Raw genomic sequence first — 19,002 nt, 5'->3', positions numbered from 1 at the left:
GTTCAGAACGCGGACAGTGCGTTCTGTGTGATGCTAGTCTCCTTTGTAGGAGATGTCGCCCTGCTTTGGCAACCAACACGACGGCCACTTGACCCCGGCTTTCGTCGAGTCTTCGTCAGGCGCGGCCCACGTGTCACTCTGCTCGTACCACGACTGTTCGAGCTTCGTCGAGAGTGGCATGAACGGCTGATCGACGTTCAACACGCGGTGGAGGTCGCGCACCGTCTGCGTGAGTTCCTCTTCGTCAGTGATCCGTGGGAGACTGTCGACCAGTTCGACTGGGTTCGCAGACAGTTCGCCACCGTTACCGTCGGGCACGGTGATCTCTTGCCCGTCACCACCGTTCCAGCCAGGATAGTTGTGGATATTTCCAGCACCCCAGACGTAACCGACCTGACGTCGGGCCGAATAGTAGGGGAACGCACCGCGGGGTCCGCCGGACATCCAGGAGTAGGTGTGGATCTGGAACTTGCTGTTGGGCAAAATGTCGCCCCAGGCAGACCCACCGGGCACGGTGTTCAACGAGGCATCGAAGCCGAAGTCGTTGAGCTGGCTGACAATCGTCTGGGAGGCCGTCACCCAGTCAGACCAGCCAGCGAAGACGCTGACTTCGAGGGATGCAGTCTTGCCGTTTGAGTCTTTCCAGGTGCCGCTGTCTTTCGTATAGCCAGCTTCTTCGAGTAGCTCCGCACCGCGTTCCGGATCCTCAAAGCGGAGGTAGCTGTCCATGGTGTCACCGAGCCATTCTTCTTCAGGTTGGCCCGGACAGAGGGCACCCGGAGTTGCCGCCATCTCTTTGGTCCGCGGGCCAGCGTTTTGCTTTACGACACTGCGGTCGATCGCATGCTGGATTGCCTGGCGGACTTCCCGGTGTTCGACGTGCGGGCGCTCGTGGTTCGGCATGAGCCCGTAGCCCCAGTACGCCGGCGGACGTGCCTCTTCGAACTCGTCCGGCACGTTTGCCGCGATCCGTGGCGGGCAGTACAGACTCATTACACTGTTGACTTTGCCCGAAACCAGCTGGGACTGCTTGTGTTCGTTACCCGGCGAAGCGCCCCAGTAGTAGTTTGAAAAGTTGATGTTGTCGGCGTCGGGGTGTTCCTCGTTGCGCGACAGCCGAACGCCGTTGGCGTCACCGCTTTCGAACGTCCACGGCGCGGCCGTCATCGGCGGGCTCGAAGGCGAGAAGTTCGACACTTCCTCGCGGGTGGAGTCACTGACTCCGTCAACCCCGTTCTCTTGCATCTCGTTCCAAAGGGTCGCAAACGGGGTCCCATCCTTTGCGCGAATGTTCGTCTGGATGGCACCGATCTCGTGCTCCAGCGCTGTCGGGTTTGCAGCCTCGGGAAGCTCCAGAACCAGCGTCTTCTCGTCGGGCGTCTTGATGTTGTCCAGAGTTTCGATGTAGTCCCAGAGCCCACCACCGACGATGTAACTGGCAGCGATCTCCTGTTTGAGGTGCGTGGACGTATAATCCGTCCCATCGACCCACGCATAATCGCCCCGAATAGTGAGTTCTGCCCGCTGGGGTTCGATGGTGTACTCTTCGAGCGCGTAGGGTTGATACTCCCGCTCGTTGAAGTTGTACGCGATGAGGCGGTCGGTCAGGGTCCACGCGATCCAACCCGCATACGAGGAGCTGTTGAGATGGTTGTACTGTAGATCAGCGGTCGCCGCCGACTGGTTGAGGTTGTCGTATTCAGCGTCGTAAACCTGTGTCGAGGAATCGGACGTACCGTCGTCCGTCTCGCCACCGTCCGCCGGCGTGTCTTCTTGGCCGCCCCCTTCAGTGGTCGTATCGCCGCCACCACAACCCGCGAGGGCTGCCGCCCCGGTCGCTCCAGCGATCTGAGCGAACCGGCGGCGGCTGATCGTACTATAGTCGTCTAACTGCTGGTTGTCCACCATAGTCCACGTGGAACTCGTCCGCCGGACGGTATTAAGTATTTTGGCTGCGAACCAGCAGAGGGCGCCAAACAACCGGAAGAGCCTGTGTGTAGGCTCCTACTTCAGTTTTGAAAAGAAAAACAATCAACCATGAACAACAGATGCAGCGCCCAGATGGACTACGGCTCGATCCGTTCGACACCCGTTTCGGTTCCCAGGTAGACGACGTCAGCGAGATCGAGGAAGAGTCCGTGTTCGACGACGCCAGGCAGCTCCGAGAGGGCTGAAGCAAGCGTCGCTGGATCGGTGAGCTCGCCAAAGTCACAGTCAAAGACGAGGTTTCCGTTATCGGTTACGACGGGACCGCTCTTGTGTTTGGCCCGGCGCAGTGTCGGTTCGCCATCGAGTGCACGAATTGCGTCGGCAGCGGTCCGGCGGGCATCAGGGAGGACCTCGACCGGGACCGCGGCGTCGAGGACGTCCGCTCGTTTCGTCGGGTCGACGACGATGACCAACTCTTGGGCTGCACTGTCCACGATTTTCTCACGAGCGTGGGCCGCGCCACCGCCTTTTATCAGATCGCCGCCCGCGAACTGATCGGCCCCATCGATCGCCACGTCGAGGCGGCCTGCTGTCTCTTCGAGGGTCGTCAATTCGATCCCAACGTCGGTTGCGACTTCCCGAGCCTGGAAGGAAGTCGGGACACCGACGATATCCAGGCCGTCTTCAACTTTATCCCCGAGCAGGCGAATCGCGTGTTCGGCCGTACTCCCGCTGCCAAGACCAACCATATCGCCGTCCGTGACGGCCTCGACAGCACGTTCACTGGCGCGTCGCTTCGCTGCCTTGCGTGTGGATTCGTCCATGTCTGGACGGATTTCGCGACGACTGAAATAGCTGCTGTTCCTGGCTATCGTTTCGATCCCCCGCTCGGGGGAGAGCCCGCCGACGGGAACAGTTCTCAGACGGTCTCCGATTCGGTTTCCCGGTCTGCCGGGGAGGGAGTGGTATCGTCGTCCGGTGTCGTTGCCTGGCGGTCGGCTTCGAGTTCGTCGTCGATGTCGTCCGTCGCCAGGGCTGCCATCGATTCGACGGTGATGACGTTGCCGCCACCGGGGTCGACGACGATCACTTCTTGATCGACTGGGATCTCCTCGTCGAACGCACGGGCCCGGTAATACGGGTTGAAGCCACCACCGTCGAGTTTCACTTCCCCATCCGTGCTAGTGACACGTTCGGTCACACGGCCGGTCAGCCCCTTCAACGAGTCCGAGTCACTCGTCCGACCAGCACCTTTCCCGCCGTAAAAGTCGAACTGCCGGTAGACATACAGCGAGACGCTCCCCACGGCGATCACCACGCCGGCCATGAGCACCACCGACAGGACGCCCAGCGAGGAGGGAAGGGCAAGCCCAACCAGTCCCGCAGCCAGCAGCGCGATCCCGAGGACGATAAAGTGCGCTCCGGGCGCGAAGGCCTCGCCGATGATCAGCGACGCTCCGGCCAGCAACAGTAACAACGAGAGGTCCATGCCAAAGACCAGCGCCATACACGCGTTTCGGTCCGGGATGGGTTAACAGTTCGGGGCGATCACAGGACCAGTTGCCAGGCGAGAACGAGACCGAGCAGCAGGCCGATCGCGACGAAGGCGACGTTCTCCGGGTTCGGCGAGCCAGCTTCGACCTCTTCGTGCAGGCTCGACCACCCGCCCTCCTCGTCCCCAGCCACCGTTCCATCTTCGTCGACCTCGTCTACAGAGAACCGCCAGCCGCTATCGTCAGCAGCCGCTTGGGGGTCGTCGTCAGACGGCTCCTCGACCGCGCGGTCGCCAGCCGGTGGCTCTTCGAAGTCGTTGGTATCGTACTGCCACTCGTCGTCGGTCATACCTGCGTTAATCGAGCGGTCGGCTAAAGTGCTGTGGCACAACTCAGCGGATCTTCGACCCGAGCGGTGCATCTGCCTGGGTCGTCAACAGATCAGCTTCCTCGCCGGCAGCAAGCACCATGCCGTTGGACTCGTAGCCAAACAGTTCTGCTTTCTCCATGTTCGCCAGTAGGACGACCCGCGTCTCCGGAAGCGTTTCGACGTCGTGCAGTTGCTTGATCCCGGCGACAACTTGGCGCGTCTCTAGCCCGATATCGACGTCAAGCCGAACGAGATCGTCGCTGTCTTCGATCGGCTCGGCCTCGACGATCTGCCCGACGCGGATGTCCAACGCCTGGAAGTCGTCGAAGTCGATCCGTTCCTCGGCGAGTGGTTCGAGGTCCATAACGGTCCCGTCGTCTCCAGCCGTATCGTCGTTTTCGGTTTCCGCGTCTGCGGTGGTCGCTTGGACTCGCTGTTCGAGTTTCTCGTTGAGGTCCGCGACACGTTCGGCTGGGATTTTCTCGAAGAGTTCGGTCGGTTCACCGAAGGCGACGGGCGGCGCTTCCAGCGCGGCGTCGAGTGTAACCTCGGCGACCGACCCGTCTTCATCGAGCTGGTCCCAGAGCCGCCGTGCCGTCTCGGGCGTGGTCGGTTGCATGAGGACGGCGACAGCCTTGGCGATCTGAACACAGTCTCGAATGACCGGCGCGGCCGCCTCGTCGTCGAGATTCCAGGGTTCGTGGCGCTGGATGTACTCGTTGCCGAACGTCGCCAGTTCGACCGCGGCCTGCGTGGCTTTCCGGATCGAGTAATCGTTGACGCCGGCCTCGAAGTCGGCGATCGCGTCCGCGATCCGATCCTCGACTTCTGTGGACAGTTCGACGTCGGGTGTCCCCTCGAAATTGCGGTAGGCAAAGAGGAGCGATCGGTAAGCGAAGTTGCCGACCGTCCCGACCAACTCGCCGTTGACGCGCTCGCGGAACCGATCCCACGAGAAGTCGATGTCGTCCTGAAAGCCACCGACAGTCGTCAGATAGTACCGCAAGAGATCGGGGTGGAACCCTTCATCGAGGTACTCCTCTGCCCAGATCGCCCGGTTTCGACTCGTCGAGAAGGCGTCGCCGTCCAGACTCATGAACCCGCTTGCGACGACGGCCCGTGGTTCGTTGTACTCGGCGACCTGGAGCATGGCGGGCCAGAAGATCGTGTGGTGCTGGATGATGTCCCGCCCGATGACGTGGACGATCTCGCCACTCTCCTTCCAGGTTTCGGCCCAGTCGTAGGTGTCGGGACCGACGCGCTCGGTGTATTGCTTCGTCGAGGCGATGTACTCGATCGGCGCATCGACCCAGACGTACAGGACGAGATCTTCGCTCTCGGCCTCGTCGCCGGGGTAGTCGAAGCCCCAATCGAGGTCCCGGGTGATACACCAGTCCTGCAACCCCTCTTCGATCCACTGGCGGGGCTGGTTCTGGGCGTTCGGCGTCCCCTCGAGACGGTCGAGGAACCCGGAGAGATAGTCGGCGAGTTCGGAGACTTTGAAGAACTTGTGGGTGCGCTCGCGATACTCGGCGGGGTTGCCCGAGATCTTCGAGACGGGGTCCTCGATCTCGCCGGGTTCGAGGTGGCGACCACAGCCCTCGTCACACTCGTCGCCCCGTGCTTGCTCACCGCAGTAGGGACAGGTCCCGACGACGTAGCGGTCGGGGAGTGGCTGGTCGTCTTCGGGGTCCCAGGCGACCTTGATCTGCTGTTCGTCGACGTAGCCCTCGGCTTCGAGGGCTTCGACGATCTCGTGGGTCAGCTCGCGGTTGGTCTCTTGGTGGGTGTGGCCGTAGTTATCGAAGTCGACCGAAAAGCGCGGGAACGTCTCCTCGTACTGTTGGTGGTACTCCAAGGCGAACGCTTCGGGGTCGATGTCGTCTTCGATCGCCTGGACGGCGATCGGCGTCCCGTGCATGTCAGACCCGGAGACGAAAGTCGTCTCCTGGCCGAGTTTCTCTAGGGCACGAGTCAACACGTCGCCGCCGACGTACGTCCGCAAGTGACCGATGTGCAGATCGCCGTTGGCGTAGGGCAACCCGCAGGTCACCACAGCCGGGTTGTCGGTCGGGAACTCGTCGTGGCTCATATCCACCAGTATCGCTATTCCAGCCTAAAACCCGCCGGTTTCCGGACGTCGCCGGCAGCCGAATGAAGGCGCCGCCCAACCAGTGTCGGTGACGCCGCCAGGGCATTTGGATGCTCGCTTGCCGGGGATGATGAAGACGACCCACAACGACGTGTCAGCGCCGTGTTTCGGTGTTGTCCGGGTCGGTCGTTTCGGCCCGAGCAGGCACTGCTCACCGAACGTGAGCCCAGTACCGTCGAGGCAGGGCAGTCGTGTTTCCCCGTCAAAACAGCACGAAGACGCTACCGAAGGCCCCGATTGTCACCAGTAGCCGGCCAACGCTGCCCGCGAACGTCGCCAGCGCGAACTTGAAATAGTCCTCTTCGAGGATCGTGAACGCATAGATCGATATCGTATCGGGGAAAAACGGGACCGAAAGCGCCATCGCGAGACCGACGTACCCGAAACGGCGAGCGAGTTGGACGGTCTTCCGTTCGGACCACCCGATGACGTCGAATCGAGAAGCCTTGATTCGTCTGACGAGCGGGCCGTACTCCTTGGCCTCTTGCCCGATATGGAAGGCAAAGACACTGCCCGCTGCCTTCCCGATCCCGCTGACGAGGATGATCACCGCGAGCGTCGGCCCGTATGGGAGGCCGAGTTGCATCTGCCCAGCCGGCGCGAGGACGATCTCACTGGGAAGTGGGAGGACGAACGCGATCAAAAACGAGTAAATCGCGATGATGAGGAGGCCGAGTGGCCCTGTCGCTGATTGTACCGATCCCTCGAGCGCGCCATAGAGCCACGACAGGAAGTCCCCACCGGCTGCCAGAGCGTCCTGAAGCGGGCCAAGCAGGCCGATTGCGACGTCACCGAGGAGTGCAAACGAGAGAGGGACAGTCACGGATGCCCGATTTAGCGCGTGTAGGGTAAACCTTCCTGTTTCCGTCCCACTGCAGCTACTCAAAACCAGTCCAGATCCGCGACGAACGTCTGCAACATCGAGCGCGTGACGTGGGGCATACAGACGACGCGCATTTCACCCGAGCCCGTTTTGGTAACCCGCCAGCCACGATCCCGGAGTTGTTCGACGAGTTCCAGGGAGACATCCGCAGCGAGGAGGGGTAGTTCCGGGCCGACGACGTTGTAGCCGCGCTCTTGGAAGCGCTTGGCAAGCCAGTGGGCGTTGTCCATCGAGGCCTGATACTGCTCGCGATAGCCCTCCGGCCACAGCGTTTCCATGGCCTCGACGGCACTGGCCACGCCGGCTCCGCTCCGGGTCCCGGTCAGGGTGAACTGTGACTCCGATTCGAGGTAGGGCGTATCGATGGTCAACTCGTCTAAGTAGTCCGTCGATCGCGCCAGAAAGCCCCCAGCCGGGACGGCCGCCTGACCGGCCTTGTGCGGATCGATCGTCATCGTATCGACACCGGCGTGGGCGAAGTTCCACTCGATGTCGGTAAAAGGCAAAAAGAACCCACCGAAGGCCGCATCGACGTGGAGGAGTGCGCCAGCGTCCGCGGCCAGGTCCGCCAGCGCAGGGATGGGATCGACGTGGCCGTACTCGGTCGTGCCCGCGACGGCGACGATCCCGACCGTTTGGTCGTCGAGGGCGTCAGCCACCGCATCCACGTCCGCCCGGTAGTCAGTCGTCGGCACGTCCCGAAGTTCGACATCGAGCATCTCCGCCGCCTTCCGGAAGCTGAAGTGTGCACTCTCTGGCACGACGACGTTCGGTTCGTCGGCGTCGGCGTAATTGCGGGCGATCCGGACAGCCTGGATGTTTGCCTCCGTGCCGCCGCTGGTGATGTATCCAGCCGGATCGTCAAGTGCCGTTATCTCGCCTAAGAGCTCGACTGCACGTTCTTCGAGCCTGGCGACCGTCTGATAGGTTCCCGGGTCGCCAGGGTTGGTCGCGAGGAACTGTTGGGCTGTCTCGCGAGCCGCTGGATGGGGCTCAGTACACATCGACGAGAGCACACGGTCGAAGTCCTGCGGCACGGCCCGCTGCATGCTCGTTGGATACGGGCTAGTCCCGTTTATCCGTTCCGCTCGCTGTGTGCGTCCTGGCACGTCCGGCGATCGTCACGCTTCGATGATCTCACTGTCTGCTGTCTCCGGGAGGGCGATCTGGCCCGAGAGCGTCGTCACCGCACGCCCACCGACACGGACGCCGTTGGCAGTCCGGACGCGAACACGCCCGGACCGATCGAGGAAATCACCCTGTTCACACCGAAACTCCGTTCCCTCCACGCCGCTGAATCGTCGCAGGTACGCCCCGACGGCACCGCTCGCGGTCCCCGTCACCGGATCCTCACTGACTCCCAGCGTCGGGGCGAACAGTCGTCCGTGAACCGTCGATTCACGATCCAGCGTGTCGAAGGTGAACGCGTAGATCCCGGCCGCGTCGTGGGCCTCGGCAAGCGCCTCGATCGCCGCTAGATCGGGCGAGACGTCCCCGAGTTGCTCGAAGTAGTTGACGGGAACGATCAGAAACGGCATGCCGGTCGAAGCGCGGGCGACCGGCAGGTCCTCGCCGACGCCGGCGAAGGCGGTCTCAGTGAGTCCCAGCGCGGCCGCGAGTTCGTCGTAATCGATGTCGACCGCCTCGACCGACGGCTCGGCCCCATCGAGCCAGACTGTCCCGTCAGACTCGACGTCGACCGACACTTTGCCGGCACCCGTCGCGACTGTCTCGGTGCCAGCCTCGACCGCCGCCCGGTCGAACAGACGGGCGTAGGCAGCGATCGTCGCGTGGCCACAGAGGTCGGCCTCCTGTTCGGGTGTAAAATAGCGGAGCCGCCGATCGGCGTCCCCGGTCTCCTGAACGAAGACCGTCTCGCTGGCACCCATCTCGGCCGCGATCGCCTGCATCTGGTCGGCCTCGAGTCCGTCGGCGTCGGGGACGACCCCTGCCGGGTTGCCCGAAAACGGTTCGGTCGTGAACGCGTCGACGAGGTGTACCTCGCGTCGATCTTGGGCGGTCATACACGCTCTCGGGCCAGGGGACGAATATGCTTACCGACCATCGAGTGAATGCAAAGCGGTTCCGCGAGGACACAACTGCGATTAGCGAGTGATCCGCCTGCTCCAGGCGGCCAGATCTGCCACGACGGGTTCGGTGACGTGTCCCGACTCGGGGCAGTACCAGTCGCCAGCGGTCCCGGACCGGTCGTCAAGAGATGGTTCACGCCCTCGTAGGTCTGGATCGTCACGGACGACCGATCGCCCAGCGCGTCCCGCCAGCGGGACAGTTCCGTGTCCGGGGGCACCTGTACGTCGTTCGATCCCTGCTGGATGAGCATGGGCACGTCCAGCTTTCGGGCCGTCGCGACCTGATCGTAAGCGGCCAGACTCCGCCAGTACGGCCGACCGCCACCCCAGACAGTCTCGTTTTCGCCGACATCGCCAGCCCTCACACGGTCGGCGATCGACTCGATGCGTTCGAGGCGCTCGCGTTCGCTATCCGAGAGAGGACCATCCCGCTGGAAGGCATACCGTCGCTGAGAGGCAATGAGGGTCGCCAACGAGCGGGCCGGTGGGGCAAGCATCGCGATGCCGGCCAGAGACGGATCTCGACGGGCGATTCTCGGCGCCAGCATGCCGCCGAGACTGTGCCCGGCAACGACTACATCCCCAGCGGCGACGCGATCGTGGTTACGGAGCCGATCGACTGCCGCCAGTGCGTCGTCGGTCACTTCGTCGTCGATCGTCAGTTCCGTGGCGTCGACCACGAGCGGGCAGGCGTACGTTCGCTTCTCGTAGCGGAGGACCGCGATCCCGCGACTCGCAAGCCCGACGGCAAGATCACGATACAGTTGGACCGCTCCGACGGTGCCGTTCCGGTCGCTCGGGCCGGACCCATGGACGATGACGACACCGGGAGCGGTGTCCTCGCCGTCGGGAATCGTCAGCGTCGCCCCGAGATCGCAGTGCTCGGTCGCCTCGATCGATCTCGTCTCCGCAGTGTAGGCGTCGGCATCGGCGTAGGGAGGGAGATCGTCGTCAGTCGTCGCTGTCGTCCGCGTGCTTGTGGGAGTCGTCGTGACCGATGGATCGGGAACGCGTGGGGACCGTTCGGAGACAATCGAGTCGGCTGCCCTCTCTTCGGTTCCCGTACAGCCAGTGAGGGCGACCGTCGGAAGCGTCCCACAAACCTGGAGGAAGCGGCGGCGTCGCATCGGTACGAACGTTCGGACGCGACAACAAAAAGACCACTGTGTGACACGACGGGCCGTCGATGCGCATGTAAAACCCTAATTGTCGTCGTCACCAGGCTTCGATCGGTGACTACCTGATGGGCGATCTGCCGGAGGAGTTCCCCTGTACGATCACGAACTGGGAGTACATATACGGCCTCTGTCGGACGGTCAGTGACGACGTCAAAGCCGACGACTTCGAGCCGGACGTCGTCGTCGCGCTGGCCCGCGGGGGCTGGTTTGCCGGCCGGACGCTGTGTGACTTTCTGGGCCTGGACGACCTGACGAGCCTCAAGATCGAACACTACGTCGGGACCGCCGCCAAGGGCGACGAGCCAGAGGTCCGCTATCCGATGCCCGAAGGGTCGGTCGAAGGCAAGGACGTGCTGATCGTCGACGATATCGCCGACACCGGCCAATCGATCGCACACGCCTCCGAGTACGTCAACGAGCGCGATCCGAACGCCGTCCGAACCGCCACGCTACAGCTGTTACAGACCAGCGAGGTCGAACCCGACTTCGTCGGCGAGCGGCTCGAAGAGTGGACCTGGGTCGTCTACCCGTGGAACTTTATCGAGGACATGATCGAGCTGACCGAGAGCGTCATGGAGAAAGCTGACGCCCAGCAGTTCAGCGAAGACGACGTTCGCTCGCTGCTGCGCTCCTACCACGAGATCGATCCTATCGAGATGGAGATCGCACAGCCCGATCGCATCGAGGAAGTCCTGACAGAGATGGAGCGCCGCGGCGTGATCGAGTACGCCGGCGAAGATTGTTGGACGGTAGCCTGAGGAACATTTAATAGCCCGTCGTGTCGTCTATCGAAGACATGCCCACCAGTGGAGGCGATCGTCGGGCAGTCGGGTTCGCGACGGCGGTGGCCGGAGCGATCGCGTTCGGACACGTTGCTACCAGTAGCAGTGAGATTACCACCGCAACGAGTAACACGTTGGTCGTGGCGGTCGGCATCGCAGCCGTTCCCGCTGGCGTCGTCGTGGGGCTGTCGAGTCGCGAGTACGACCGTCATCTGATCGAGGGCGGCTTCGCTGCTATCTGTGGGACGGCAGCGGGTATCCTCGCGTGGGCCGTGCTCAAAGCGGCGATGCTCGACGGCCTCTCGCTCGCACAGCGGGCGGACGTCGTCTTCCTCGTCGTGGCGGTGAACAGCCCCATCTTCGTGGCAACGATCCCGTTCCTGTTTCTCGTCGGCGGGTACACGGCCGCGAAAGTGGGCGAGTGGCGCAGTCGGTCGATCGACGGCGACCTGACTGTTGGACTGTTCAGGAACGACGGATGACCACGGGACAGACATCAGCACAGCGATCTACTGGTTTTGGTTTAGTCACACGAGAGTGAGGATGGTATGGTTTCACGCCCCAAACTACTCTCGACGCTCGGCGAGAGTTCGGCCCTCCTCGCGGGCTGTTCGGTGCTTTCGTCCGAGCCGCCGGGCGTTGCGATCCAGAAGCGAGAGTTTCTGAACCGATTGAGTGAACGCCGGACAGTCGAATATCGGATCGACCGGGACGGTCAGTGATCGGACAGAGCATCCCGCTCTCCGGGCAGGATGTGGAAGACGATAGCTTCCAGGAGTCTACCTACGAAAAATCACTCACGAAGAACTACACGAGCGAGCTGTCTACACGGTCAGGTGGCGTCTCGCCGGAAGTGACGAATGGGACGGCCCCGCGATGTACGATGGGAAGTCGTTCACGTGTGTCGGCCTGAAGTTCGACGTTGTCGAGCGATCGGACGGCGATGCGGTGGCTCTGTTCAATGGCGACCTCGCGAACGAGCGCTGTCCCGCACTGACACTCACGACCGAAGGCGAATCTGACTGAATGAGAGGCCGATCGAGTGGTCAATATCGTCGACAGTAATGGACGAACCGTCGGTGAGATGGCAGTGGTTTGCGTTCGGAATCCGAGGCGATTGAGAGGCGAGGTGACCAACCCCGGGGCGTGCCCGCCATCTCAGCTGACGGCCGACTGGTCGGAATCGCCATCGCGCTCGTGCTCAGCTCCGGCGTCGTCGTGCTGGAATTCGAGAACGAGACAGTCGCGCGTGTTCGTGCTTGCATGCGCTGGCCCGTCGGCCGTGACGCCGATCATTCTGCTGGGGGCGTTCAGCGGCCCTGCCGACGGTCCGGTTTCCCCCACGGAATTCGCGAGCAGCGCTATCCTCACCTCGACGCTGCTATCGATCCCAATACTGACGGTCCTGATCGCGCTCCGCGAAGCCGTCGTCTAAGTCTCCCTCACCGCCCGTCGTCGTGAACGTACTCGAGTGCCGCGTAGTAGCGATTCCGGTCGAATCGATCGTCCAGTTCGGCCAGGCGCTCGCTGACACGTTCCGGGGTCATGCCGTGTGTGGGAGTAGCACGGCCAGAACCGTACTGATTCCTCACGAACTCAGTCGTCGGCAGCGGCCACGTCGCTTTGCTGGGTCACGTCGGGATTTCTGAGCCAGAGGTCGCCAAAGAGTGTGTCTTGCTGGAGTTCGACTCGGCCCGTATCGGCCAAAAAGAGGACACCGAGGAACGTCTCGATGCGGGAGCCGCCGACTGCCTCGACTTCAGCGAACAAGACCTCCTCGCGGCCGGCTTCGTAGTGAGATTCCAGTTTCTCGGCCACCGACTCGACCAGTTCCTCGACGTTCTCGCCGTGGGCCGTACCGGTCACGTCGGCCGCCGTCGGTTCTGAATCGTCCCGGAAGTCGTCGCTGGCTCGATAGTCCAGTTGCTGGGTGCCACGCTGGAACCCGCGCGGGGAGTCACTGGTGTCGTACTCTCTGGAGTCTTTCCACCAGGTGTCGCGTTCGGCCTCGCGTAACTCCCTGACGAGTTCGTCCAGTGTCTGTGGCGTCCCGCGAGCACGCTTGCGATCGAGCCGCCGATCCATCTCGTCTTCCAAGGCGTCGAACGGATCGCCATCCACGGTCTCGCCCGGCGCACCGACGAAGGGGTCGGGTTCCGGTTCGGGTTCTGGCTCGTCGTCGTCCTCCAGCAACGCGTCGCTTTTCATCCGGAGGAGGACACTCGCGTAAAACAGCGCCCGCCCGGAGGTGCGAAGATCTGCCTCGTCGAGACGGTCCAGGAATTTGTCCGTCACGACCACGACGTCGATGTCCCAGGGCTCGATCTCGTCCTCCTCAGCCATCGTCACCAGTACTTCGACCGGTTCGACGTCTGCCTCGTCGTCGATCGACGGCCCGTCGGTCGGCGGACTCGCGTCCGTCAGGACCTCCGTGCCGCCGTCCGGTCGCTCGCGTCCCTCGTGGCCAGCGATGTCGAGTGGGACGTCCTCTGTCATCGATTCGACCCTCCGTATGCTGTCTGTCCACAGCCAGCCCCGTCACGGTCAGTCATCGGCAGACACCTCCCCAGCGGTATCGCTCAGGTCGATCCCGGTGACGGCACTGACGTTATCTTCGCCCATCGTCACGCCGATGGCCCGCTCTGAGCGTTCGAGCATGGCCGAGCGATGGGAGACGACGACGAACTGGGCCTCACCCGCGAGGTCGTCGACCATTTCGCCAACGAGGTCGGCGTTGGCCGCATCAAGGAACGCGTCCACCTCGTCTAGGGCGTAGAACGGGGCCGGGTTGTGCCGCTGGATCGCGAAAATGAAGGCTAGTGCCGTCAGTGACTTCTCGCCGCCGCTCATCGCGGCGAGTCGCTGGATCGGCTTATCGCCCGGCTGGGCCTTCATCGTCAGCCCACCGTCGAAGGGATCGTCCTCGTTTTCGAGATGGAGCCGCCCCGTTCCGTTCGAGAGTCGTTCGAAGATATCCTGGAAGTGCTCGTCGATCGCCTCGTAGGCGTCCATGAACGTCTCCTTCTTGCGGGCCTCGTAGGTCTCGATCCGCTCGCGGATCCCATCGGCCTCCTCGACTAACGTCTCCCGTTTGGCCTGCAGATCCTCGAGATCCTCGTTGACCGCGTCGTACTCCTCGATCGCGAGCATGTTCACCGGCTCTAAGGCCTCCATTCGAGATTCGAGCTGGCCGATCCGCGTCTGGACGGTGTGATGATCGGGAATCTCGTCGGGATCGTACTCCCCGACCGCCGACGCCAGTTCCTCGATCTCCCACTGCAAGCGCTGTTGGGTCTCGCGCTCGCTCTCTAATTCGCTCTGGACGGCGTTGACGCGCTCTCGGTGCTCGTCGCGGGCCTCGCGAGCCGCTCGCACGTCCTCACGGAGCTCCTCGCGTTCGCCCTTCAGCTCGGCGAGTTCCGCTTCGAGTTCGGCGACTGCGTCCTCTTTGTCGGCCAGCAACGCCTCTTGTTCGTCGATTTCGCCCTCCAGCTCCTCGATGCGCTCGTCCTGCTCGGCCTTGCGATTCTGGGCCGACTCGATCTCGTCGTGGAGGTCCTCGATGGCCTCCTCGGCGTATTGGTTCTCGAGCTGGAGTTCGTTCAGCTGGGCGTCTAGATCTTCGAGTTCGTCCTCGCGCTCGTCGATCGCCGCCCGGATCGTCTCTGCCTCGTCGGTCAGTGCCGGCAGCTCGGAGTCTTCGATCTCGCTTTCAAGCTGGGCGATCGTCGCCTCGGCGTCTTCGATCTCGGCCTCGATAGCCTCGATCTCTGCCTCGATCTCGTCCATCTGTGCGGAGACGTCCTCGCGCTCTCTCTCGATTTCGTCCAGCTCGCTTTCCAGCGCTTCGATGCGCTCGTCGGCCTCCTCGCGTTCGCGTTCGCGGCGCTCGATCTCGGCCTGGATCTCCCGGAGTTGCTCGGCCGCCTCCGAGCGACGATCACGGGCATCTTCCAAGCGCTCCTCGACGTCACGCAGCTCCTCGCGAACGGACGTGCGTTCGTCCTCTAGGTCCGTGATCCGCTCGGCAACTCGCTTGAGGCGGCCTTCGCCACCCGAAAAGGAGTACCGGGACCCGCTCGAGGAGCCACCAGTCATCGCACCGCTCTTCTCGACGAGATCGCCGTCCAGGGTCACCAGGCGAAACTCGCCCATGAGGTCGCGGGCTGTCTCCATGTCTTCGACGACGAGCGTGTCGCCGAGGACGTAGCTGAACACGCCCGAATACTGCGCGTCGAAGTCGACGAGGTTGTACGCGAAATCGACGACGCCTGGCAAATCGGGCGGCGAGGGCAGCGACCGGTCGTGCATCTCGGTCATCGGCAGGAAGGTTGCCCGCCCGGCGTTGCGGGACTTGAGGTGTTCGATGCAACGCTGCCCGACCCCGTCGTCCGCGACGACGACGTTTGCCAGTCGCCCGCCTGCGGCCGTCTCACAGGCGTCTGCATACTCGGGATCGACGCCACCGAGGTCGCCGACCGGCCCGTGAACGCCCGCGACATCGGCCTTCTGGATCGTCGTGACCGCCCGGCCATAGGAGCCATCACCGGACTCCTCGGCGCGAGCTTCGAGTTCGGCGTACTCCTGACGGGCCGCCTCTAGATCGTCTTCGATTTCCTCGATGTCGGCTTGCAGATCGCGTTTCTCGTCTTGAAGGTCCTCGACTACCTCGTCGATCGTCTCGCGGTTCTTCCGTGCCTTCCGGCGTTCGTCTTCGAGATCGTCGATCTCGGCATCGATTTCGGGAATCGACTCCCGCTGACTCTCGATGGTCGATTCGATCTCTCGTTGCTGGTTCGAGCGCCGCCGGGCCTCATCGAGCAGGCGATCCTGCTCGCGCTGGCGGTCGTTCCGGCGCTCCTTTGCCTCCTCCAGATCGGCCTTCTTTGCGTCGAGTTCCGCGCGGACTTCCTCGTATTCAGCGCCGACTTCTTCGATCTCTTCCTCGACGGCCGCAAGGTCGACCTGCAGGTCGTCGATCTCGGCTTTCACGGAGGATTTCTCGACTTTGGTCTCCCGGATCTCGGTCTCCAGGTCGTCGACAGTCTCCTGCTTGCGGTCGATCTGGACAAAAGCCTCACGGCGGTCGGTCTCGGCGGCCTCGCGTTTCTCGGTCGCACTCTCGACGGCGTCTTCGAGGCGAGCGATCTCGCCTTTGATCTCCTCGATCTCGCGTTTGAGTTGGAGTTGCTCGTCTTCGCCTTTCCGCTCGATCTCCGCGTTCAGGTCTTCTAGCTCCGCTTCGAGCCGGAGGACTTTGCCCTGGCGTTCGTCGAGTTCACGCTGGCGCTTTTCGAGGGTCGCCTCCAGCTCGTCGATCTCGGCGTCGATCTCGGCCAGATCGTCGCGTTTGTCTTCCAGTTCGGCGGCCTTCTTGTAGGCCTCGTATTCGTCTTTCTCGTCTTTGAGTTCCTGGTATTCTAGGGCCGTCTCGCGCTCGTCTTCGAGTTGTTCGAGGCGTGTCTCCTTTTCTTCGATACGGAGTTCGGCCTCGTCGATACGGTCTTGGACGGTCTCCAGTTCCGCAAAGGCCTGCTCTTTTTTCTTGTCGAACTCCGCGACGCCGGCGATCTCGTCGATGATCTCCCGGCGAGCACCCGCGGTCATGTTGATGATCTCGGTGACGTCGCCCTGCATGACGACGTTGTACCCTTCCGGAGCCACCCCGGCCTGGGCGAGTAAGTCCTGAATATCTCCGAGATTGACAGACCGACCGTTGATGTAATAATACGAGTAGTAGTTGTCTTCGGTCTCTTTGACGCGGCGCCTGATCTCGATGTCCTCGATGTCACCGACGTTCTGGCTGCCGGCGGCATTTTCGACCTGCGATCGGGAGAGGGTTCCGTCTGCGTTGTCTAAAACGACGGTGACGCTGGCTTCGCGCTCGCCGTCCGGTCGCTGTCCATCCTGATGACCGGGGTTGTAGATGAGATCAGTCAGTTTCTCGGCACGGATCCCCGACGTGCGGGCCAACCCGAGTGCAAAGAGAATCGCGTCGACGATGTTGGACTTACCCGAGCCGTTCGGGCCACTAATCGTCGTGAAGTCCTCGTAGAAGGGGATCCGTGTCTTGCGCCCGAAGCTCTTGAAATTGTCCAGGACGACCTCTGTGATGTGCATATGGTGAGACGACTCCTTCCGGCTGAGATCCGGGCACCCTGTCGGACCTCAGGCGATGATGATATCCGATTCTGTCTCGGCGTCGTCAGGGATGTCGTCCCCCTGGCCCTTATCGGCTTCGGCCGCATCCGACTCGGGGACTGACTCGTGTTCGATCTCGGCTGGCTCCTTGAATCCAGTGTTGTCGTCGACGACGTTTTCGAGTTCCCGCAAGCGGACTTTGGACTCGACGAGTTCGTCTGTGAGTCCCTCGACGGTGGCTTCGAGATCCTTGACTTTCGCTTCCAGTTCCTCGACGCGATTGTCGCTCATACGTCCATCACCTGCCTCTGTCCGCTTAAACTTGCGTCAGACATTCACATCCTTTCTGATACGTCTCAGCAGTGAGGGGCCGTGTGCCATTTTGAGAGAGGGCTCGAACGAACGGGAAATGATTTTTGTGCCGGCCAGAGAAAATACGTATAGGTATGTGTCTGGGAAATAGGCGTCCACCATGATAGAGCGTGGGCCGATCCGCGTTCTCGTCGTCGACGACAGCGAGTTCTTCGCCGAGATGACTGCCAAGACCCTGGAGACAGAACATGGGTTCGAAACGTTCGCCCGAAAGAGTGCCCACGAAGGGATCGAATTCCTCGCGGACGAGCGGGTAGATTGTATCGTCAGCGATTACGAGATGCCCGAGCAGAACGGCCTCAAATTCCTCGAAACCGTCAGAGAGACGGTCGACGAGGAGATTCCGTTCCTCTTGCTCACTGGTCGCGGTGACGAGGAGGTCGCAAGCGAAGCGATCGCCTCGGGCGTCGATGACTACTTTCTGAAGCTCAACGTCGTCGAAGACGAGGAGTATGGCCGACTTGCAAATCGCATCCGGAGCGTCGTCAGCGAGAACCGTGCCCAGCAAAAGTACGAGCTCCTGGTCACGTCCTCACCGGATGGCGTCGCCCACGTAGCCAGCGATGGGACGGTACTCACGGCGAACCCGTCACTTGCGGCTACTGTCGGCTCGGAACGCGAGACCGTCATCGGCAGTACCCTCCCGCAAGTCTTCGGCGATGTCGGCAACGAGCGTCTCGAGACGGGACGAGCCGTGATCGCAGATGGCAAACCGAAGCGAAGCGAGGACGTCTACGAGGGCAAGCACTTCCACAACATCTTCGTCCCGGTCGATTTCGATAGCGATCACGACACCTTTCAGCTCATCTCTCGGGACATCACCGAGCAGAAGGAACGCGAACGGGAGCTCCAGCGCCAGAACGAACGGCTAGAGAAGTTTGCCAGCGTGGTCAGCCACGACCTCAGAAACCCACTGGGAGTGGCACGGGGGTCGGCGCAACTGATTGCCGATGAGTGTGACGAGACCGACGCAGTCGATCGGATGGATCGTGCACTGACCCGGATGGATCGGCTGATAGACGACGTTCTCACGCTCGCTCGACAGGGAAAGGCCGCCCATCAGCCCGACGCGGTCGATCTCGCTCATATCGCTGAAGAAGCCTGGGCGAGCGTCAGGACCGAGTCCGCCCGGATCGACATTGCCGATAGTGGAATGATCGAAGCGGACCCGGGCCGATTACAGGAACTGCTCGAAAACCTCTTCAACAACGCTGTCACGCACGGTGCAGAAGACGTGACGGTCCGTGTTGGCGTCGCTGATCGGGACGGGTTTTACGTCGAAGACGACGGCCCCGGCATTCCAAGCGACCGACGGGAAGAGGTGTTCGAACTGGGATACTCGACGGCGGACGACGGCACTGGCATGGGGCTGTCGATCGTCCAGCAGATCGCCTCCGCCCACGGGTGGGATAGTGAAATCACAGACGGACGCGACGGCGGAACTCGGTTCGTATTCACCGACGTCACGTTCTTGGAGTAACACGCGCCCGGTGACAATGGTCGTTATCTAATCCAGAGATCGACCCAAACACATCGCTGAGTCTGGACACAGCTCGGTGAACGGTGACGTTTGTCGGATCGGCTCCGGAACTGCTTCCCGAGAAACTGGTTC

At 62.3% G+C, this 19,002-nt stretch carries 18 protein-coding genes; 6 read left to right on the top strand and 12 right to left on the bottom strand.

Features of this window, described 5'->3' with window-relative positions:
• Nucleotides 1-33: 33 nt before the first annotated feature.
• The 9 genes from Hrd1104_RS02185 to Hrd1104_RS02145 all read right to left on the bottom strand — a co-directional run bounded on the left by Hrd1104_RS02185 (nucleotide 34) and on the right by Hrd1104_RS02145 (nucleotide 10,044).
• Nucleotides 34-1,908 (bottom strand): ABC transporter substrate-binding protein, encoded by a 1,875-nt coding sequence (locus Hrd1104_RS02185; RefSeq protein ID WP_154551209.1) that lies wholly within the window; start codon nucleotides 1,906-1,908, stop codon nucleotides 34-36.
• A gap of 158 nt (nucleotides 1,909-2,066) precedes the next feature.
• A complete protein-coding gene (gene rpiA, locus Hrd1104_RS02180; RefSeq protein WP_154551208.1) occupies nucleotides 2,067-2,753 on the bottom strand; it encodes a ribose-5-phosphate isomerase RpiA in 687 nt (228 codons plus the stop codon).
• Between the two features lie 95 nt (nucleotides 2,754-2,848).
• Nucleotides 2,849-3,436 (bottom strand): NfeD family protein, encoded by a 588-nt coding sequence (locus Hrd1104_RS02175; protein WP_154551207.1) that lies wholly within the window; start codon nucleotides 3,434-3,436, stop codon nucleotides 2,849-2,851.
• A gap of 41 nt (nucleotides 3,437-3,477) precedes the next feature.
• Entirely contained in the window at nucleotides 3,478-3,771 is a 294-nt protein-coding gene (locus tag Hrd1104_RS02170) for a hypothetical protein (RefSeq protein ID WP_199268294.1), read from the bottom strand.
• 43 nt (nucleotides 3,772-3,814) lie between these two features.
• A complete protein-coding gene (gene metG, locus Hrd1104_RS02165) occupies nucleotides 3,815-5,884 on the bottom strand; it encodes a methionine--tRNA ligase (RefSeq protein ID WP_154551206.1) in 2,070 nt (689 codons plus the stop codon).
• A gap of 262 nt (nucleotides 5,885-6,146) precedes the next feature.
• Nucleotides 6,147-6,695: a YqaA family protein gene (locus Hrd1104_RS02160; protein WP_229770586.1), complete on the bottom strand. Its 549-nt coding sequence runs from the start codon at nucleotides 6,693-6,695 to the stop codon at nucleotides 6,147-6,149.
• A gap of 131 nt (nucleotides 6,696-6,826) precedes the next feature.
• The gene (gene mfnA, locus Hrd1104_RS02155; protein ID WP_154551205.1) at nucleotides 6,827-7,876 is read right to left on the bottom strand and encodes a tyrosine decarboxylase MfnA; all 1,050 of its coding nucleotides are present in this window, start codon (nucleotides 7,874-7,876) and stop codon (nucleotides 6,827-6,829) included.
• Between the two features lie 72 nt (nucleotides 7,877-7,948).
• Entirely contained in the window at nucleotides 7,949-8,851 is a 903-nt protein-coding gene (locus Hrd1104_RS02150) for a PhzF family phenazine biosynthesis protein (RefSeq protein WP_154551204.1), read from the bottom strand.
• A complete protein-coding gene (locus tag Hrd1104_RS02145; RefSeq protein WP_154551203.1) occupies nucleotides 8,848-10,044 on the bottom strand; it encodes a S9 family peptidase in 1,197 nt (398 codons plus the stop codon). The genes Hrd1104_RS02150 and Hrd1104_RS02145 overlap by 4 nt, the downstream gene beginning before the upstream one ends.
• A gap of 116 nt (nucleotides 10,045-10,160) precedes the next feature.
• Between Hrd1104_RS02145 and Hrd1104_RS02140 the strand changes: the two genes are divergently transcribed.
• The 5 genes from Hrd1104_RS02140 (at nucleotide 10,161) to Hrd1104_RS02120 (ending at nucleotide 12,312) form a co-directional block, all read left to right on the top strand.
• Nucleotides 10,161-10,853 (top strand): phosphoribosyltransferase, encoded by a 693-nt coding sequence (locus Hrd1104_RS02140; protein ID WP_154551202.1) that lies wholly within the window; start codon nucleotides 10,161-10,163, stop codon nucleotides 10,851-10,853.
• Between the two features lie 38 nt (nucleotides 10,854-10,891).
• Complete coding sequence (locus Hrd1104_RS02135) at nucleotides 10,892-11,359, top strand: hypothetical protein (RefSeq protein ID WP_154551201.1); 468 nt, start codon at nucleotides 10,892-10,894, stop codon at nucleotides 11,357-11,359.
• Between the two features lie 66 nt (nucleotides 11,360-11,425).
• Nucleotides 11,426-11,599 (top strand): hypothetical protein, encoded by a 174-nt coding sequence (locus Hrd1104_RS02130; protein ID WP_154551200.1) that lies wholly within the window; start codon nucleotides 11,426-11,428, stop codon nucleotides 11,597-11,599.
• Nucleotides 11,600-11,753: 154 nt separating this feature from the next.
• A complete protein-coding gene (locus Hrd1104_RS02125) occupies nucleotides 11,754-11,903 on the top strand; it encodes a hypothetical protein (RefSeq protein WP_154551199.1) in 150 nt (49 codons plus the stop codon).
• Nucleotides 11,904-12,159: 256 nt separating this feature from the next.
• Entirely contained in the window at nucleotides 12,160-12,312 is a 153-nt protein-coding gene (locus Hrd1104_RS02120) for a hypothetical protein (protein WP_154551198.1), read from the top strand.
• 161 nt (nucleotides 12,313-12,473) lie between these two features.
• On the opposite strand, the gene Hrd1104_RS02115 is transcribed toward Hrd1104_RS02120, so the two are convergent.
• The 3 genes from Hrd1104_RS02115 to Hrd1104_RS02105 are packed head-to-tail and all read right to left on the bottom strand — an operon-like array spanning nucleotide 12,474 to nucleotide 17,309.
• Nucleotides 12,474-13,373 (bottom strand): segregation/condensation protein A, encoded by a 900-nt coding sequence (locus tag Hrd1104_RS02115; RefSeq protein WP_154551197.1) that lies wholly within the window; start codon nucleotides 13,371-13,373, stop codon nucleotides 12,474-12,476.
• Nucleotides 13,374-13,421: 48 nt separating this feature from the next.
• On the bottom strand, nucleotides 13,422-16,997 hold the full coding sequence (gene smc / locus Hrd1104_RS02110) for a chromosome segregation protein SMC (protein ID WP_154551196.1): 3,576 nt from the start codon (nucleotides 16,995-16,997) through the stop codon (nucleotides 13,422-13,424).
• A gap of 48 nt (nucleotides 16,998-17,045) precedes the next feature.
• Nucleotides 17,046-17,309, bottom strand: a complete 264-nt coding sequence (locus Hrd1104_RS02105; RefSeq protein ID WP_154551195.1) for a bZIP transcription factor — start codon at nucleotides 17,307-17,309, stop codon at nucleotides 17,046-17,048.
• A gap of 181 nt (nucleotides 17,310-17,490) precedes the next feature.
• On the opposite strand from Hrd1104_RS02105, the gene Hrd1104_RS02100 reads away from it, so the two are divergent.
• On the top strand, nucleotides 17,491-18,870 hold the full coding sequence (locus Hrd1104_RS02100) for an ATP-binding protein (protein WP_154551194.1): 1,380 nt from the start codon (nucleotides 17,491-17,493) through the stop codon (nucleotides 18,868-18,870).
• The last annotated feature ends 132 nt before the right edge of the window (nucleotides 18,871-19,002 follow it).

Source organism: Halorhabdus sp. CBA1104 (assembly GCF_009690625.1).
In the GTDB taxonomy this organism is placed as follows: Archaea; Halobacteriota; Halobacteria; order Halobacteriales; family Haloarculaceae; genus Halorhabdus.
This window is presented reverse-complemented; position numbering and strand designations above follow the sequence as displayed.

Bases quoted from the DNA above. Each gene is read 5' to 3' on its own strand.
- mfnA (WP_154551205.1), bottom strand. From the start codon at position 7,876: ATGCAGCGGGCCGTGCCGCAGGACTTCGACCGTGTGCTCTCGTCGATG.
- Hrd1104_RS02105 (WP_154551195.1), bottom strand. From the start codon at position 17,309: ATGAGCGACAATCGCGTCGAGGAACTGGAAGCGAAAGTCAAGGATCTC.
- Hrd1104_RS02100 (WP_154551194.1), top strand. From the start codon at position 17,491: ATGATAGAGCGTGGGCCGATCCGCGTTCTCGTCGTCGACGACAGCGAG.
- Hrd1104_RS02185 (WP_154551209.1), bottom strand. From the start codon at position 1,908: ATGGTGGACAACCAGCAGTTAGACGACTATAGTACGATCAGCCGCCGC.
- Hrd1104_RS02170 (WP_199268294.1), bottom strand. From the start codon at position 3,771: ATGACCGACGACGAGTGGCAGTACGATACCAACGACTTCGAAGAGCCA.
- metG (WP_154551206.1), bottom strand. From the start codon at position 5,884: ATGAGCCACGACGAGTTCCCGACCGACAACCCGGCTGTGGTGACCTGC.
- Hrd1104_RS02130 (WP_154551200.1), top strand. From the start codon at position 11,426: ATGGTTTCACGCCCCAAACTACTCTCGACGCTCGGCGAGAGTTCGGCC.
- smc (WP_154551196.1), bottom strand. From the start codon at position 16,997: ATGCACATCACAGAGGTCGTCCTGGACAATTTCAAGAGCTTCGGGCGC.
- Hrd1104_RS02140 (WP_154551202.1), top strand. From the start codon at position 10,161: ATGGGCGATCTGCCGGAGGAGTTCCCCTGTACGATCACGAACTGGGAG.
- Hrd1104_RS02175 (WP_154551207.1), bottom strand. From the start codon at position 3,436: ATGGCGCTGGTCTTTGGCATGGACCTCTCGTTGTTACTGTTGCTGGCC.
- Hrd1104_RS02145 (WP_154551203.1), bottom strand. From the start codon at position 10,044: ATGCGACGCCGCCGCTTCCTCCAGGTTTGTGGGACGCTTCCGACGGTC.
- rpiA (WP_154551208.1), bottom strand. From the start codon at position 2,753: ATGGACGAATCCACACGCAAGGCAGCGAAGCGACGCGCCAGTGAACGT.
- Hrd1104_RS02115 (WP_154551197.1), bottom strand. From the start codon at position 13,373: ATGACAGAGGACGTCCCACTCGACATCGCTGGCCACGAGGGACGCGAG.
- Hrd1104_RS02150 (WP_154551204.1), bottom strand. From the start codon at position 8,851: ATGACCGCCCAAGATCGACGCGAGGTACACCTCGTCGACGCGTTCACG.
- Hrd1104_RS02125 (WP_154551199.1), top strand. From the start codon at position 11,754: ATGTACGATGGGAAGTCGTTCACGTGTGTCGGCCTGAAGTTCGACGTT.
- Hrd1104_RS02135 (WP_154551201.1), top strand. From the start codon at position 10,892: ATGCCCACCAGTGGAGGCGATCGTCGGGCAGTCGGGTTCGCGACGGCG.